The sequence below is a fragment of the Arthrobacter sp. TmtSoilC79 genome (assembly GCF_059739405.1).
This window is the reverse complement of record NZ_AP046051.1, coordinates 271,036-285,404: the sequence shown is the minus strand read 5'-3', so window position 1 is coordinate 285,404 and position 14,369 is coordinate 271,036. Positions and strand designations below refer to the sequence as shown.

17 protein-coding genes are annotated in these 14,369 nt (G+C 63.2%); 7 read left to right on the top strand and 10 right to left on the bottom strand.

The genetic code is table 11. The annotated features are described in order from the left end of the window. Positions 1–107: 107 nt before the first annotated feature. Both AC6JA3_RS01400 and AC6JA3_RS01395 read left to right on the top strand, forming a co-directional pair. Positions 108–677 (top strand): hypothetical protein, encoded by a 570-nt coding sequence (locus tag AC6JA3_RS01400; protein ID WP_347782404.1) that lies wholly within the window; start codon positions 108–110, stop codon positions 675–677. 276 nt (positions 678–953) lie between these two features. Further along, entirely contained in the window at positions 954–1,310 is a 357-nt protein-coding gene (locus tag AC6JA3_RS01395; RefSeq protein ID WP_347782403.1) for a nuclear transport factor 2 family protein, read from the top strand. Positions 1,311–1,348: 38 nt separating this feature from the next. Here AC6JA3_RS01395 and AC6JA3_RS01390 read toward each other — a convergent pair whose 3' ends face one another. The 7 genes from AC6JA3_RS01390 to AC6JA3_RS01360 all read right to left on the bottom strand — a co-directional run bounded on the left by AC6JA3_RS01390 (position 1,349) and on the right by AC6JA3_RS01360 (position 8,370). Continuing rightward, the gene (locus AC6JA3_RS01390; protein ID WP_155854171.1) at positions 1,349–1,786 is read right to left on the bottom strand and encodes a hypothetical protein; all 438 of its coding nucleotides are present in this window, start codon (positions 1,784–1,786) and stop codon (positions 1,349–1,351) included. Between the two features lie 65 nt (positions 1,787–1,851). Further along, positions 1,852–2,655, bottom strand: a complete 804-nt coding sequence (locus AC6JA3_RS01385) for an aldolase/citrate lyase family protein (protein ID WP_347782402.1) — start codon at positions 2,653–2,655, stop codon at positions 1,852–1,854. Next, positions 2,640–3,425 carry a 2-oxo-hept-4-ene-1,7-dioate hydratase gene (gene hpaH / locus AC6JA3_RS01380; protein WP_347782401.1) on the bottom strand — a complete coding sequence of 262 codons (786 nt, stop codon included), beginning with the start codon at positions 3,423–3,425 and terminating at the stop codon, positions 2,640–2,642. Before hpaH ends, AC6JA3_RS01385 begins: the two co-directional genes overlap by 16 nt. 3 nt (positions 3,426–3,428) lie before the next feature. Beyond that, positions 3,429–4,526 carry a 3,4-dihydroxyphenylacetate 2,3-dioxygenase gene (gene hpaD, locus AC6JA3_RS01375; RefSeq protein ID WP_091553291.1) on the bottom strand — a complete coding sequence of 366 codons (1,098 nt, stop codon included), beginning with the start codon at positions 4,524–4,526 and terminating at the stop codon, positions 3,429–3,431. 104 nt (positions 4,527–4,630) lie between these two features. Further along, positions 4,631–6,142: a 5-carboxymethyl-2-hydroxymuconate semialdehyde dehydrogenase gene (hpaE, locus tag AC6JA3_RS01370; RefSeq protein ID WP_026543055.1), complete on the bottom strand. Its 1,512-nt coding sequence runs from the start codon at positions 6,140–6,142 to the stop codon at positions 4,631–4,633. A 28-nt stretch (positions 6,143–6,170) separates the two neighbouring features. Next, positions 6,171–6,854 carry a GntR family transcriptional regulator gene (locus AC6JA3_RS01365; protein WP_026548514.1) on the bottom strand — a complete coding sequence of 228 codons (684 nt, stop codon included), beginning with the start codon at positions 6,852–6,854 and terminating at the stop codon, positions 6,171–6,173. Then, complete coding sequence (locus AC6JA3_RS01360) at positions 6,847–8,370, bottom strand: fumarylacetoacetate hydrolase family protein (protein ID WP_347782400.1); 1,524 nt, start codon at positions 8,368–8,370, stop codon at positions 6,847–6,849. The genes AC6JA3_RS01365 and AC6JA3_RS01360 overlap by 8 nt, the downstream gene beginning before the upstream one ends. Positions 8,371–8,584: 214 nt before the next feature. Here AC6JA3_RS01360 and AC6JA3_RS01355 point away from each other — a divergent pair, with 214 nt between their 5' ends. Then, on the top strand, positions 8,585–9,154 hold the full coding sequence (locus tag AC6JA3_RS01355; protein ID WP_347782399.1) for a YdeI/OmpD-associated family protein: 570 nt from the start codon (positions 8,585–8,587) through the stop codon (positions 9,152–9,154). A gap of 42 nt (positions 9,155–9,196) precedes the next feature. After that, positions 9,197–9,901: an alpha/beta fold hydrolase gene (locus tag AC6JA3_RS01350; protein ID WP_347782398.1), complete on the top strand. Its 705-nt coding sequence runs from the start codon at positions 9,197–9,199 to the stop codon at positions 9,899–9,901. Between the two features lie 40 nt (positions 9,902–9,941). Here AC6JA3_RS01350 and AC6JA3_RS01345 read toward each other — a convergent pair whose 3' ends face one another. Then, positions 9,942–10,430, bottom strand: coding sequence for a hypothetical protein (locus AC6JA3_RS01345; protein WP_347782397.1), 489 nt, complete (start codon positions 10,428–10,430; stop codon positions 9,942–9,944). Positions 10,431–11,035: 605 nt separating this feature from the next. Between AC6JA3_RS01345 and AC6JA3_RS01340 the strand changes: the two genes are divergently transcribed. The 3 genes from AC6JA3_RS01340 to AC6JA3_RS01330 all read left to right on the top strand — a co-directional run bounded on the left by AC6JA3_RS01340 (position 11,036) and on the right by AC6JA3_RS01330 (position 12,777). Beyond that, positions 11,036–11,305, top strand: coding sequence for a GlsB/YeaQ/YmgE family stress response membrane protein (locus tag AC6JA3_RS01340; RefSeq protein ID WP_026543060.1), 270 nt, complete (start codon positions 11,036–11,038; stop codon positions 11,303–11,305). Continuing rightward, a complete protein-coding gene (locus tag AC6JA3_RS01335) occupies positions 11,298–11,558 on the top strand; it encodes a hypothetical protein (protein WP_026543061.1) in 261 nt (86 codons plus the stop codon). The genes AC6JA3_RS01340 and AC6JA3_RS01335 overlap by 8 nt, the downstream gene beginning before the upstream one ends. 349 nt (positions 11,559–11,907) lie before the next feature. Beyond that, positions 11,908–12,777: an AraC family transcriptional regulator gene (locus tag AC6JA3_RS01330; protein WP_026548518.1), complete on the top strand. Its 870-nt coding sequence runs from the start codon at positions 11,908–11,910 to the stop codon at positions 12,775–12,777. Between the two features lie 31 nt (positions 12,778–12,808). Here the strand turns inward: AC6JA3_RS01330 and AC6JA3_RS01325 are convergent, their stop codons facing one another. Both AC6JA3_RS01325 and AC6JA3_RS01320 read right to left on the bottom strand, forming a co-directional pair. Continuing rightward, positions 12,809–13,372: a cysteine hydrolase family protein gene (locus AC6JA3_RS01325; RefSeq protein ID WP_026543063.1), complete on the bottom strand. Its 564-nt coding sequence runs from the start codon at positions 13,370–13,372 to the stop codon at positions 12,809–12,811. Positions 13,373–13,411: 39 nt separating this feature from the next. Continuing rightward, entirely contained in the window at positions 13,412–14,338 is a 927-nt protein-coding gene (locus AC6JA3_RS01320) for an SDR family oxidoreductase (protein WP_026548519.1), read from the bottom strand. Between the last annotated feature and the right edge of the window lie 31 nt (positions 14,339–14,369).

The following is a 14,369-nucleotide window of genomic DNA, read 5'->3' as shown; positions in this document are numbered from 1 at the left end:
ATGCACTTTGCTTATGGGTTCACGCGGTATTGGTATTTCCTTGGAACGCTGAACACTGCCTAGATTCGAGGGATCAGAAGTGCTGTTCCGAAACTGAAAGGGAGCCAATGACAGCCCAGCCCGGGTCAGCCCTCACTGTTTCACTCCAAGCCCGCTCGGCCACCGGACGGTATACCTACCGGGCCAAGGCTCCGCGACCGCAGCCCACGGATCGTCCGCAGCCCAAGGACCGCACGGATCACACGGATCACGCCAAGTTGGCGCATGCCCTCGGAGTGCACCGGCAACTGCTGTCCCACGCAACGAGCACCATCCGTACCCTGACCGCGGCCAGGAACGAGCTGATTGCGCAGGCGATTGAGGATGGGCTCACCATCGCCACTGTTTCGGCGGCTACAGGGGAGAACATGAAGGCGGTCAGGACCATCGCTTTGGCTTATGACGATCTCCACCCGAGCGGACTCCCCCGCAGCGTCCACTTGTCCGCAGTAAAGAAGAAGAGCGACGAACTCAGGGCCGCCGAACGTCATCGGACCCAGATCACCGAACGACGCGAAGCCCTGATTGTCATGGCCGTCCGTAACCACGTCTGCGACGACCTGGAGCTCGCCTCACTGACCGGCCTCACCCCGGACCACATCCGCCGGTCATCGCGGGGAATCGCCCGCCCGGCCTGATCTGCCCCGCCCCCAAACTGCACAGCCCTCCCCGCCAGCGTTCCTGCCCATTTACCCACTCCCTGGAACTGACCCGGCCCCCGCGAAACGCAGCAAACAGCGGAAACCAGCCGGCCGTCGTCGTACATTCCGACCGGCAACTGGGAAGGAACGCAGGACGCCCGCACACCAACTGGGAAGGAACGCAGGACGCCCCACACCAACTGGGAAGGAACGTTCGGTGAAAGCAGCAAGCCCACCGTTGAACCCACCGGCCCCGGAGGGTAGAACGGGTAAATGACCAACGATGTGAACTCCTGGATGGACCGGTACGAACGCGCGTGGACCTCGAATGAGCCCGACGACGTCCGCGCACTCTTCACCGAGGATGCGGTCTACTACGACAAACCCAACACGGATAAACCATGGAACGGCCACGAAGAGATCGTGAAGGCGTGGGCCGACGCCGGCGACAAGCCCGAGGATTGGACCTTCGAATGGACCCTCTTGGGCCAGGACGGTGACACCGCATTCGTCCAGGGCCTCACCACGTACCTGAACGGCGAGCCCACCTACGACAACCTCTGGGTGATCCGCTTCGCCGAAGACGGACGCGCACGCGAATTCACCGAGTGGTACATGGCTCGCAAGTAGGCGGGCCAGAACCCACCCAGCGCCAGAACCCAGTCCAGTCAGCGGGAACGGATCAGCACATTCGGGTGGATCTCGGTCCACCCCTGGTACTTCGGCTGGCCGGCGTCGACGTCGTCGTTAATGAGCTTCGCCTGGGAATCGTCGAAGACCGTCAGGGTGAGAATCTCCTCACCTGTGCCAAACGCCGCGCACCCCGCCCTCCATCGTTCCGGGAGTCCCACAGGCACCGCGTACAAGCAAGCGGATCCGCCTGTCTTGCTCTTGGCCGCGTAGTACTTTATGTCGTCATGCGCAGCCAACAGACGTGTCGACCCGGGCTCGACCTCAAGATCCACACCGGTGAGGCTTACGTTCCCCGGAAGTGCGTCCTCCGCTGTCGCCTCGCGGGAAAGGACCTTCGGGCCCACCGGCGAAGAACAACCAGCCAGTCCCATCACAGCAACAACGGCAACTACAGCTACAACACGACCATTCACGGCACTGCCCCCTCAGGCTCTCGTTCAATCGAGCCTAGCCCACTGTCTACCCCGGGCTGGGTCCGTCAGTAGCTTTCGCGGTCCGCCGTTTCAGACACAGGAATGAACGTGGAGGCGAACCCTTCGGAGGCGCGGGCCAGCACAGCAACGTCCGCGCCGACCAGCACAAAGGAGGCACCGGCGTCGAGATAGGCGCGGGCGGTTGACTCGTTGAAGGCGTTCACGCCGGCGGGCTTTCCGGCCGCTTTGGCGGCAGCGAGGCAATGTTCGACGACGGCCCTCACCAGCGGATTTTCCTGCTGTCCCAGCAGGCCCATCGAGGCGGCAAGGTCCGAAGGACCGAGGAAAATGCCGTCCACGCCATCGACGGCCAGGATCTCCTCCACAGCCGAGGCCGCAGCCTCGGATTCGATCTGCACCGTGAGGCTGATGGATTCCGATGCGGACGCCAGGTAGTCCGGAACCCGGTTCCAGCGCGAGGCCCGGGCAAGCGCCGAACCCACACCCCGGACCCCGTGCGGTGGATATCGGACAGCCGCCACGGCCGATGCTGCCTCGAAGGCCGAGTTCACCATGGGAATGAGCAGGTTCTGTACTCCAAGGTCCAGGTATTGCTTGATGACCACGGTGTCATTCACGGGAGGCCGGACCATGGCCTGGACCGGATAGCTGCTCACCGCATGAAGCTGGGCAAGGATGGATTCCAGCCCGTTGGGACTGTGCTCGGCGTCGATCAGCACCCAGTCCAGCCCGGAGCCGGCGCAGATTTCCGCCACCAGCGGGCTGCCGGAACACACCCACATGCCGGCGAGTGGACGGCCCGCCTCTGTGAGCGCCGAGTAGAAAGTGGGGCCTAGCTGAAGTGGCATGTCACAACTCCCAACGGTCCGTAGTCAGCGTGCACGGTATCACCTTTGTACACCCAGAGGGGGCGGGTAAACGAGCCCGCCAGGATGATATCTCCGGCCTTCATGGAGTCCCCGTGCGCGGCGATTTTGTTGGCCAGCCAGTGCACGCCATTTGCGGGATGATCCAGCACTCCGGCGGCCACTCCGGTCTCTTCCACGGTCTGGTTTTTGTACAGGATGGCCGATACCCAGCGGAGGTCGACGGCGTCCGGCCGCACTGGGCGGCCGCCCACCACCATGGCGCCCATCGCGGCATTATCCGAGATGGTGTCCACGATGGTCCGGGCCTCCATTTCGATCCTGGAGTCCAGGATTTCGAGGGCCGGAACCACGTAGTCGGTGGCGTTGAGGACGTCGAAAATGGTGCAGCCGGGACCCTTGAGGCCTGACTTCAGCACGAAGGCCAACTCCACTTCAACCCGGGGGTGCGTGTACTTGTCCCACTCCACGGAGCAGCCGGTTTCGAGGACCATGTCATCAAAAATGGCGCCATAGTCCGGCTCGGTGATGCCCGTGGCGGCCTGCATGGCCTTGGACGTGAGGCCGATCTTGCGCCCCACCAACGTGCGGCCGGCTTCCTCGTTCCGCCGCATCCACAACTGCTGCACGGCGTAGGAATCCTCCACCGTCATCTCTGGATAGCGGGCGGTCAGCCGAGGAACGGGCGTACGGGAACGTCCGGCCTCAAGGAGCTCGTCGGCAATGGCTTCGATCGTCTTCGCGTCCAGCATGGCTTAGACCTGCGCTCCGAGCTTGAAGCCCTCGGCAGCTTCATCCGAGTCGCCCGAGGGGCGGGTGTAGGAGAAGCCGTCGGCGCCCACGGTGACTGCCATTTCGGACTTGTCCTCGCGCTCGATGATCGGCTGCGGGTTGCCGTCGAGATCCAGGACCAGGGAGGCCTCGGTGTACCAGGACGGGACTACGGGGTTGCCCCACCAGTCGCGGCGCTGGTTGTCGTGGACGTCCCAGGTGACGGTGGGGTTGTCCGGATCGCCGGTGTAGTAGTCCTGGGTGTAGATCTCCACGCGGTGACCGTCCGGGTCAAGGATGTAGAGGTAGAACGCGTTGGACACACCGTGGCGTCCGGGGCCGCGTTCGATGCGGTCTGAGATGCGCAGGGCACCCATCTTGTCGCAGATCTGGATGATGTTGTGCTTCTCGTGGGTGGAGAAGGCGATGTGGTGCAGGCGGGGGCCGTTGCCGCCGGTCAGGGCGGTATCGTGCACAGTCTGTTTCCGGTGCATCCACGCGGCGTACGTGACGCCGTCGGAATCCTTGATGTCTTCGGAGACGCGGAAGCCGAGGTCCTCCAGGTATTTGCGGCCGCGGGGGACGTCCGGGGTGACCTGGTTGAAGTGGTCCAGGCGGACCAGTTCGCCGGCGGAGTAGAGGTCATAGCGCTGCGTGAGGCGTTCGACGTGCTCCACGTCGTAGAAGAACTCGTACGGGAAGCCCAGCGGATCCTCCACGCGGACGGAGTCGCCCACGCCCTTGGTGAAGCCTTCCTTCCGGCGCTCCACCCGGCAGCCGAGTTCGCGGTAGTAGGCCTCGGCGGCGTCCACCTCTGCCGGGGACTTCACCCGGTAGGCGAAGGCTGCAGCAGCGGCTACCGGGCCCTTGCGGAGGACCAGGTTGTGGTGGATGAACTCCTCGAAGGAGCGCAGGTAGATGGTGTTCTCATCTTCCTCGGTGACGTGCAGGCCCAGGAGGTCCACATAGAAAGCGCGGGACTTGGCCAGGTCCGTGACCACGAGTTCCAGGTAGGCGCAGCGGACGATGTCCGGTGCCGGGACTGTGGGAGTAGGGATGGGGCCAGTGAAGGGGGTGCTCATGGGGTTCTCTCTTCGTTGAAAGGGGTCATTTGGATGGAGTTTTTGTACAGATACGGCCCTTTAGAAGGGGTATTAGGGGCGTTATCTGTACAAAAACTCCGAGTTTAGGCGCCGAATTTGGGCGTGTGGACCGAACCGAGCGTGATGTGCACGGCCTGCTGGTCGGTGTAGAAATCGATGGAACGGTAGCCGCCCTCATGGCCCAGTCCGGAGGCCTTGACGCCACCGAACGGGGTGCGAAGATCACGGACGTTGTGGCTGTTGAGCCACACCATGCCGGCCTCCACGTTCTGGGAGAAGTTGTGGGCCCGGGTCAGGTTCTGGGTCCAGATGTAGGCCGCCAGGCCGTACTTGGTGTTGTTGGCCAAGGCGAGGGCTTCGTCGTCGTTCTCGAAGGGCGTGATGGCCACGACGGGACCGAAGATTTCCTCCTGGAAGATCCGCGCGTCAGGCGCGACGTCGGCAAACACCGTGGGTGCGATGTAGTTGCCTTCGGGCAGGTGGTCGGGTCGGCCGCCGCCGGCGAGGAGCCTGCCCTCCGACTTGCCGATCTCCACGTAGGAAGCCACCTTGTTGTAGTGCTCCGGATGGACAAGGGCACCCACCTGGGTCTTGGGATCGTGGGGATCGCCCACCACGATGTTCTTGGCGCGGGCGGCATACTTTTCGCAGAATTCGTCGTAGATGGCCCGCTCCACCAGGATGCGGGATCCGGCGGTGCAGCGTTCGCCGTTGAGGGAGAACACACCGAACAGCGCGGAGTCGATCGCGGCATCCAGGTCGGCGTCGGCGAACACGACGCACGGGGACTTTCCGCCGAGCTCCATGGACAGGCCCTTGAGGTTGGCAGCGGCGTTGCGGAAGATGGTCTGGCCCGTGGTGGTCTCGCCGGTGAAGGAGATCAGCGGCACGTCCGGGTGCTTCACCAGCGCGTCACCGGCTTCTTCGCCAAGGCCGTTCACCAGGTTGAACACGCCGTCGGGCAGCCCTGCGTCCTTGAAGATCTGCGCCCAGAGCGAGGCAGAGAGCGGGGTGAACTCGGCCGGCTTCAGTACTACGGTGTTGCCGGTGGCCAGGGCGGGGGCGAGCTTCCAGGACTCCAGCATGAACGGGGTGTTCCACGGGGTAATCAGGCCTGCGACGCCGATCGGCTTGCGGTTCACGTAGTTGATCTGTGAGCCAGGGACCTTCATGGCGTCATCGAACTGGGCCACGATCAGGTCCGCGAAGAAGCGGAAGTTCTCGGCTGCGCGGAGCGCCTGGCCCTTGGCCTGGGTGATCGGGAGGCCGGTATCGAACGTTTCCAGCTCGGCCAGGCGGGCTTCCTGTGCTTCGACGGCGTCGGCGATCTTGTTCAGCACCCGGGCACGTTCGCGGGGCTTCATCTTCGGCCAGGGACCGTTGACGAATGCTTCGCGGGCTGCGGCGACGGCGAGGTCGATGTCTTCCTTCTGGCCGGCCGCAGCGGTGGCGTAGTTGCCGTTGGATACCGGGTCCAGGACATCGAAGGTCTTGCCCGAGATGGAGTCAACGAACTCGCCGTTGATGAAGTGCTGGATGTGGGAGGGCAGGTTCTCGGGGATGTAGTGCTTGGTGGTCTCTACTGAGGTCGTCATCGTTGTCTTCCTTTGTTTATCCAAAGCTTTAGTTGGTAGTGGAGAGGTACGCGTCCAGGGTTGCGGCGCGGTGTTGGCGGGCTGCTTTTTCGATGGTGTCGGCGTCTGCTGCATTCTCGATCAGCTGCAGCAGGGCTTCATGTTCGCGCACCGATTCCTGCGCCCGGCCGGGAACGAACCGGAACGTGGAGGACCGGATGGAGGCCAGCCGGTTCCAGCCACGGTGGACCAGGTCCAGGATGTGCGGGTTGGGGCAGTGTTCAAACAGGACGCTGTGGAAGTCCTGGTTCAGCGCGGTGAAACGCACGGGATCAAAGTGCTCCAGGCACTCACGCATCTCTTCGTTCACAGCACGGGCCCGGGCAATGGAGATTGAATCGATCAGCGGGGCGGACAACGCGGTGGCGGCGCCCTCCACGATGCTCAGGGTCTGCATGGTGTACAGGTACTCGGTGGGGTCGATCCCGGACACCGTGGCGCCCACGTTCCGCTCGAACTTCACCAGCCCTTCGGCTTCCAGGCGGCGGATCGCTTCGCGGACCGGGACCACGCTGAAGCCCAGGTCCTCGGCGATCTTGGCCAGCACCAGCCGGTAACCCGGCGTGTAGGTGCCCTCCACGATCCTTGCCTTCACGGCGGCATAAGCCTGCTGGGACTTGCTTTGGGCACCGGCGTTGTCGACGGCGGTACTTCCGACGGCGGTTTCACTCACCTGAGGCTCCCTGCTTGCTCTGCCACTCCGCTGTTACCCACTCCGCGTAGCGGGCCTGCCATTCCTTGTTCATGGGGTACAGCCCGTCCACGCTGTTGCCTTCCTGGACCATCTGGAAAATGAACGTCTCTTCTTTTTCCTGCTGAATGCAGTCATCCACGAGTTCTTCGGCGATGGCCGGGGGGATCACCAGGATGCCGTCGGAGTCGGCCACGATGATGTCGCCGGGCTGAACGGTTGCTCCCCCGCAGGCGATGGTGATGTCGGTGTCCCACGGAATGTGGCGGCGGCCCAGCACTGCCGGGTGCGGGTTGGCGAAGTAGGTGGGCATCTCCAGGTCGGCCACTGCAGAGTAGTCGCGGACGCCGCCGTCGGTAATGATGGCCGCTGCCCCGCGGACCTGGGCGCGCAGCGCGAGGATGTCCCCCACCGTGCCTGTGCCCTTCTCGCCGCGGGCCTCCATGACCAGGATTTCGCCTTCGTTCACGGAATCGATGGCGCGCTTTTGGGCGTTGAATCCGCCGCCGTGGGTCTTGAAGAGGTCTTCACGGTTGGGAACGTAGCGGAGGGTCCGGGCCAGGCCCACTACCTTGCGGTCCGGGCGGGTGGCCTGCAAGCCGTCAATGCTCACGTTGTTGAGCCCGCGCTTGCGGAGCTGGGAAGAGAGCGTGGCGGTAGCGACGGACTCAAGCTTCGCCTTCAGCTCAGGAGTCAGCACGCTCGCGGCAGCCTCCTGTCCTGCAGGCAGCCCGGCGGCCTCCCTGGAACCGTAGGCCTCTTCCCGCTGGGTGTCATCAGTCTTGGGCCCGGCACCGAAGTCCGCGAACGGCGTCGTGCCTTCCGTTACTTTGGTGACCAGGCGGCCGCTGCTGAAGCCACCTCCGGTGACCTCAATCTCGACGACGTCACCTGGCTTGGCAACGGAGGCTCCGGCGGGGGTGCCGGTGAGGATGATGTCACCCTCTTCGAGCGTGAGCAGCTGGGAGAGGTCCGCGACGAGTTGGGCGAAGGGGAAGAGCAGGTCCTCGGTGGTGTCGTCCTGGACGAGGTCTCCGTTGTGCCAGGTACGGATCCGCAGCTGTGCGGGATCAACAGCATCGGCGGGAATGAGCGCGGGACCAACGGGAGTGAAACCGTCGCCGCCCTTGGACCGGACATTGGAGCCCTTGTCTGCGTAGCGGAGATCGTACACACCGAGGTCGTTCGAAGCCGTGACCCATTCGACGTGGCTCCAGGCATCCTCCAACCCGACACGGCGTGCGGACTTTCCGATCACCAAGGCGATTTCGCCCTCGTAGCCGAGGAGTTCACAGCCGGCGGGGCGCTCAACCGTGCCGGGAACATCCACGGAGCCGAGTGCCAGCGACGAGGAAGGCTTCAGGAAGTAGGACGGCTGCCCGGGAGTGCGTCCGCGCTGGGCTGCCCGGCTGGGGTAGTTGATGTGGACGGCAATGACTTTGCGCGTCCGGGCCAGCATGTCCTGGCTGATCTCCTGGGTCCGGAACTCCAGTGTCACGGCGCCTCCTTTTCGTCCAACTGCATCAAGTACGAAATCGTATACGATAACTATGGACTGGGAACGTGACCCGCGTCAACCCCTTTCCGGGACCCAAATCCTCGCCCAGGCGGGTAGCAGTTGACGTGGTCACCGGCACTGAAAACAGCGCCAATTGCTCCTAACTTGGAGGATGCTGGGAGGAAGGCGAAGGGCAACGGAGGGAGGAGCGGCCGTGGAGCACGATGACGCACGGGAGTTGCTGCGGTTTGCCGGCGGCCCGGAATGGGAACAGTGGCTCGCCGCGAACCACGACACCAAGACCGAGGCGTGGCTGGTGATCGGCAAGAAGAACGCGGGGACCGGCCTCATCGACATCCAGGACGCCTTGGACGGCGCACTGTGTTTCGGCTGGATTGATGGCCAACGCAAGGGCCATGACCACAAGACCTTCCTGCAAAGGTATTCGCGGCGGCGGGCCGGAAGTTCCTGGTCGCAGGTGAACGTGGGCAAAGTGGCCCGGCTGATCGAGGCCGGACGAATGCACTCGGCGGGGATAGCCGAGATTGAGTCAGCCAAAGCGGACGGCCGCTGGGAATCGGCCTACGTTTCGCAGGCCAAGGCCGAGGTTCCCGAGGACCTTGAGGCGGCCCTGGCAGGAAACAGTAGTGCCCGGGAAGCCTTTGAACAGCTGGGCAAGACTGACCGGTACCTCCTCATCCTGCCGATACTCAAAGCCCGGACAACCGGGTCGCGCGCCGGGATTCTGGCAAAGACGGTGCAGAAGTTGGCGGAAGGAAACTAGCCACTCCTACAAACTGTCGGCGGGCTCCCGTAGGGTACCCGCATGGACATCATCCTCGTACCCGGTTTCTGGTTGGACGCCTCATCGTGGGAGGAGGTGACTCCCCCGCTGGTGGCGGCCGGACATACGGTGCACCCGTTGACCTTGCCTGGATTGGAATCAGCCGATGCACCCCGCGCCGGCATAGGACTTCGCACGCACATCGACGCCGTGGTTGCCGCGGTGGATGACCTGGAAGGCAAGGTGGTCCTGGTGGGCCACTCGGGCGGCGGCGCCATCATCCACGGCGTGGCAGACGCCCGGCCGGACCGGGTGGCCCGCGCTATATACGTCGACAGCGGTCCGCTCGGTGAGGGCGGGGTCATCAATGATGAACTGCCCGACGACGGCGATGAGATCCCACTGCCGCCGTGGGAATTGTTCGAGGACGAGGACCTTGTTGACCTGACGGATGAGCTGAAGGACGCCTTCCGTGCCCGCGCCATCCCCGAACCAAAGGGAGTGGCCTGCGACCAGCAGCATTTGGGCGACGTCCGCCGCTACGACGTTCCGGCCACCATCATCGCGTGCCAGTTCCCGTCCTCGCTCCTTAAGGAATGGATGGACGCCGGGCACCCCTTCACCGCTGAGCTCGCGCGGATCCGGGATGTCGATTACATCGACCTCCCCACAGGCCACTGGCCACAATTCACCAGGCCCACAGAGTTGGGCGAGGCAATTGTGGCCAGCGTGGAACGCGGAAAATAGAGCCCGACGCCGGCACTTGCCGGCGTCGGGTCAGCTTAGGTCAGGCCTTGGGCGGCGTATTGGTGGCCGGCCCTTCCGGCGCTGCGCCGCCCTCGTCCGTCCAGTCGCTTCCGGTGGTGTCATCCCGGGCAGGGTCCGACACGACATCGGATTCGACGCCGGTCGCTGCGGGAACGGGGGTGACAGTGGGAACGGTGGTGACGGTCGGCCCGCTTGTTGAGGTTCTGCTGGTTGAGCTACCACTGTTTGAGGCACCGGGCTTCTGCTCCGACTTCGGCGAGGTGATGCCCGGCAGGACGGCTTCGGCCTTCTCCAGCAGTTTCTTGCCAGCCTCATAGAGGTTATCCAGGATGTCCGGGACTGATTCCTGGACAGCTTCGGCGGCATGATGGACGTTGTCCTGGACCTCCGGGTTCTTGAGCACCTTTTCGGTGCCCCCGCGGAGTCGCTTGTACACCTCCGGCCAGGATTTTGATCCCCATACGTAGCCGACGGCCACTCCAACGGCGAACAATGCTTTCCCTTTCACAGGAATCACTCCTTTCGAGGCGTTATTTCTCGACACTAGCCCCGCGGGCCGTGCGCTGTCACCTGCATATTACAATCCTTGCGTTTATGGATCATTTGCATGCCAGGCGTAATGGACTAAACTGTCATGCCATCCAAGGGACGCCCGCAGGAAATATACCCGTCGGGAAGTTCCGCAAAGCATCAGTTCCATGAGCCGAGGAGTGATAACCATGGCACCGGACCACGGAAGCCGGAACGCTGCTGAAGGGGTAGTCGACGGGCCAGTAGGTGCCCGCCATTGCACCCCTGGAGCAGTTCGAACCCCCGAATCCCCGTGATAACGGGCCGGTGGCCGAGGCAGGTAGATAGTCAGGTTACTTGCTACTAGTCCCTCGAACGGCTAGCGTTGCAGTTGTAGTACTGAGCCCGACCCCCCATCGGGAGGAGTGCTGTATTGAACGCAATGACAATTTCATCGGGGTTTTACCACTGTTCCACTCCCCGTATTCCATTTGCCTCTCAGGGGCAACATATCGGTGCCTAAAATCGGGAACAGGCACCCGATGAAGTGAACCGCTTCACCACGTTCATGGAATTTCCATCAACAAGAAAGTAGGAGCAAAAATGGGTTTCTTTGGTTTTCTTTTGCTCGGTCTCCTGGCCGGTGCCATCGCCAAGCTTATTCTTCCGGGCCGTCAGGGTGGCGGCTGGTTCGTGACCCTCCTGTTGGGCGTCGTCGGCGCACTTCTGGGCGGCTGGATCGGTGGCCTCATCTTCGGCACCGGACTTCAGGAATTCTTCTCGCTGACCACGTGGCTCCTCGCTATCGGTGGCTCCATCATCGTGCTGCTGATCTACGGCCTGGTCACCAGCCGCAGGACCCACCATGGCTGACACCCAGAACCACGACGCCAACGGCGAGGAACTCGAGGGCCAGTACTCCGAGGGCGACTACGGTGATTCCGGAGTATCCCCCGAGACCCTGAAGGAGGACGCCGGAGGAGACTACACCGCCGGCGACTACGCCGAAAAAACGGTGCCTTCGGCCGATGCCGAACTGGACGAGAACAATACGGAAGACACCCCTCGGGACCGGCCCTTCTCATCGGAACCCGATGAAGAAGCATCCGGCTCCAGTCGGCCGTAATGAGTGACCGGTAGAAACCGAACCGGTATCAACTGAAAAACACCAAGGACCCGGAGTGCTGCAGCCGCAGCCTCCGGGTCCTTGCGTTATGTCCAGCCCCGGAGCCGGTCCTGCCCGGCACTGGCCCGGCCCGCCCCGGCACCTGAACGCTTCCGAGGATTGGCAGGTAATGCCCCGCGGGGTACGCCCCAACCCGCCGGGTATGCGCCAACCCGCGGGCGTGCTCGGGTGGGCCTGATACTTTCGGGCAAGGATAGGTGGGGTATCGGCCCCACACCCTGCGTAGCGTCAGAGGCAGGAACGAAGACACAGCAGGCCGAACCAGGCGGCACAAGGGAGCGCAAACAGCATGCAGGAATGGAACCGGGCCATCGAGGCAATCGAGGCGGACCTCACGGCAGAGATCGACGTGGGGACTTTGGCCCGGATCGCCCTGACATCCGAATATCACTTCCGGCGGATGTTCTCCTCCCTGGCCGGACTGCCGGTTTCGGAGTACATCCGGAGGCGCCGCCTGACGGCAGCCACAGCGGAAATCATCGACGGCGGCACTGTCCTGGCCGTTGCTGTCCGATACGGCTACGCCTCCGCCGAGGCGTTCACCAGGGCATTCAAGGCCATGCACGGCCTTACTCCCTCTGAAGCAAGGCAAGCCGGGGCTGTTCTTCATTCCCAACCTCAATTGAGGTTCCACCTACGAGTCGAAGGGAACACCGACATGAAGCACCGTATTGAAGACAAGCCCGCTTTCCGCCTTATTGGCCTGAAAGCCCGCGTCCCCCTGGTCCACGAAGGACCCAACCAAGCCATCATCGATTTCCAGCGGAGCCTGGACCCCGCTGACACCCAGCGCTTACTGAAACTGGCAGATCTGGAACCGGCAGGACCGCTGTCCGTCACCGACAACATCGATGAGCAGCGCAGCGAAGGAAGCGGGCTGGACTACTGGCATGCGGTGGCATCCAGCCAGCCGGCACCGGAGGGATTCGCGGCCATGGACGTTCCAGCAGGCCTATGGGTGGTTTTCGAAACTGAAGGAAAGTTCCCGGAAGTCCTGCAAAGCATGTGGGCGGACGCAGCCACCGAGTGGTTCCCGGCCAACCCATACCAGTGGGCACCCGGCCCTGAAATGCTCAGCGTCCAAGTGGAGGCCGGTGGCACGCACGGCCGCGGGCAGTTGTGGATTCCGGTGGAACGGGAAGAACCCGGCACGCGGTAAGGACCGGGGCACAGCAAGCCCGGCTAGCGGGCTAAGCTGACCGCTCCGATTCCAGGAACAGCAGGATCTCTTCCAGCGGCAGCACGGCCTGGCGGTATTCGCGGGTGAAGACCCGCAGCACCGATTCGGCGGCTTCAGCGTTTTCAGTACCGATGGCCTCGGCCGCGTAGATCACCCTGATGTTGTGGGCAAAAGCGTCGGCTGCAGTCTGCGCGATGCAGTTGTGGGCCGAAATCCCTGCCAGCACTACAGTGTCCACACCCCAATTCCTCAGGCGCATGGCGAGGTCGGTGCCGAAAAAAGCGCTGTCACGGGTCTTGATGAGCCGGGGAAAATCGGCAGTGAGCAGGCCGGGGACGAACTCTGCCTGCTCACTGCCCCTGAAGATGAAGCCTTGATCGTCGTCGAGCATGTTCAGGGACCAGGTGGATTTGTCCCGTTCATGCACGGTTCCCACCAGAAGGACTTTGGCGCCGGCTTCGCTCGCTGCGCTGGTCAAGGAGTTGCAGGCAGCAACAACCTCGTCCTGGCGGGACTTCAAGGCAGGATCCTCGAAGTAGGCATTCTGCATGTCGATGACCAGTACTGCGATCATGACAGACCTCCGATCACGACAGACCTCCGATCACGCGGTTCACAGTCCTTTGCCTCCCGTCACAGGAAGCACGGCTCCGGAAATGTAGGACCCTTCATCCGAGGCGAGCAACACATAGGCCGGAGCCAGCTCGGCCGGCTGACCCGCCCTGCCCAGCGGCGTGTCCTGGCCAAAGGTGGGGAGCTTGTCCGGCCATTCCGTGGCGGGAATCAACGGGGTCCACACGGGCCCGGGAGCCACGGCATTGACCCGGATTCCCTTGGGTCCCAGTTCTTCGGCCATGGCCTTGGTGAAGGCCACTTGGGCTGCCTTGGTCATGGCATAATCCACCAACTGGGCCGAAGGGTTGAAGGCCTGGATGGAGGCCGTAACAATAATCGATGCTCCTGGCCGGAGATGTGGAATGGCTGCCTGGGCTGTCCAGATGAGTGAGTAGAGGTTGGTCTTGAAGACGCGATCGAATTCTTCGGTGGGGATTGTTTCCAGGCCTTCGCGGTTCTTCTGGTAAGCCGCGTTCAGCACCACCACATGGAGACCGCCCAGTTCCTGCACTGTCCGTTCCACGATTTCATTGGCGAAAGCCTCGTCCCGCGCGTCCCCTGGCATCAGGAGTGCCTGCGAACCGCATTCGCGGATCCATTCCGCCGTCGACCTCGCGTCTTCTTCTTCCTCCGGAAGGTAGCTGATGGCCACATTGGCACCTTCGCGGGCATAGGCGATGGCCACGGCAGCGCCGATGCCGGAGTCTCCACCCGTGATCAGGGCCGTCTTGCCTTGCAGCCGGCCGTGTCCCACGTAGCTTTTCTCGCCGTGGTCCGGTTGGGGATCCAGGGGCGCGGTCAGGCCGGGCTGCTGCTGCTCCTGTTGCGGGAAGGTACCGGAGTGGTACCCGCTGCGGGGATCCGTGGGCGGTGAGGTCAACGGTGTCTTTGACTGGCCGGAGTTGTTCGGGTCGTGGTGGGTCATGGTTGTTCCTTACCCGTATTCGCCGCCGCCT

What these genes read in the sequence shown, in the direction of transcription:
- AC6JA3_RS01400 (WP_347782404.1), top strand. Translation starts at nt 108, where the DNA reads ATGACAGCCCAGCCCGGGTCAGCCCTCACTGTTTCACTCCAAGCCCGC.
- AC6JA3_RS01395 (WP_347782403.1), top strand. Translation starts at nt 954, where the DNA reads ATGACCAACGATGTGAACTCCTGGATGGACCGGTACGAACGCGCGTGG.
- AC6JA3_RS01385 (WP_347782402.1), bottom strand. Translation starts at nt 2,655, where the DNA reads ATGCCACTTCAGCTAGGCCCCACTTTCTACTCGGCGCTCACAGAGGCG.
- hpaH (WP_347782401.1), bottom strand. Translation starts at nt 3,425, where the DNA reads ATGCTGGACGCGAAGACGATCGAAGCCATTGCCGACGAGCTCCTTGAG.
- hpaD (WP_091553291.1), bottom strand. Translation starts at nt 4,526, where the DNA reads ATGAGCACCCCCTTCACTGGCCCCATCCCTACTCCCACAGTCCCGGCA.
- hpaE (WP_026543055.1), bottom strand. Translation starts at nt 6,142, where the DNA reads ATGACGACCTCAGTAGAGACCACCAAGCACTACATCCCCGAGAACCTG.
- AC6JA3_RS01350 (WP_347782398.1), top strand. Translation starts at nt 9,197, where the DNA reads ATGGACATCATCCTCGTACCCGGTTTCTGGTTGGACGCCTCATCGTGG.
- AC6JA3_RS01340 (WP_026543060.1), top strand. Translation starts at nt 11,036, where the DNA reads ATGGGTTTCTTTGGTTTTCTTTTGCTCGGTCTCCTGGCCGGTGCCATC.
- AC6JA3_RS01335 (WP_026543061.1), top strand. Translation starts at nt 11,298, where the DNA reads ATGGCTGACACCCAGAACCACGACGCCAACGGCGAGGAACTCGAGGGC.
- AC6JA3_RS01330 (WP_026548518.1), top strand. Translation starts at nt 11,908, where the DNA reads ATGCAGGAATGGAACCGGGCCATCGAGGCAATCGAGGCGGACCTCACG.
- AC6JA3_RS01325 (WP_026543063.1), bottom strand. Translation starts at nt 13,372, where the DNA reads ATGATCGCAGTACTGGTCATCGACATGCAGAATGCCTACTTCGAGGAT.
- AC6JA3_RS01320 (WP_026548519.1), bottom strand. Translation starts at nt 14,338, where the DNA reads ATGACCCACCACGACCCGAACAACTCCGGCCAGTCAAAGACACCGTTG.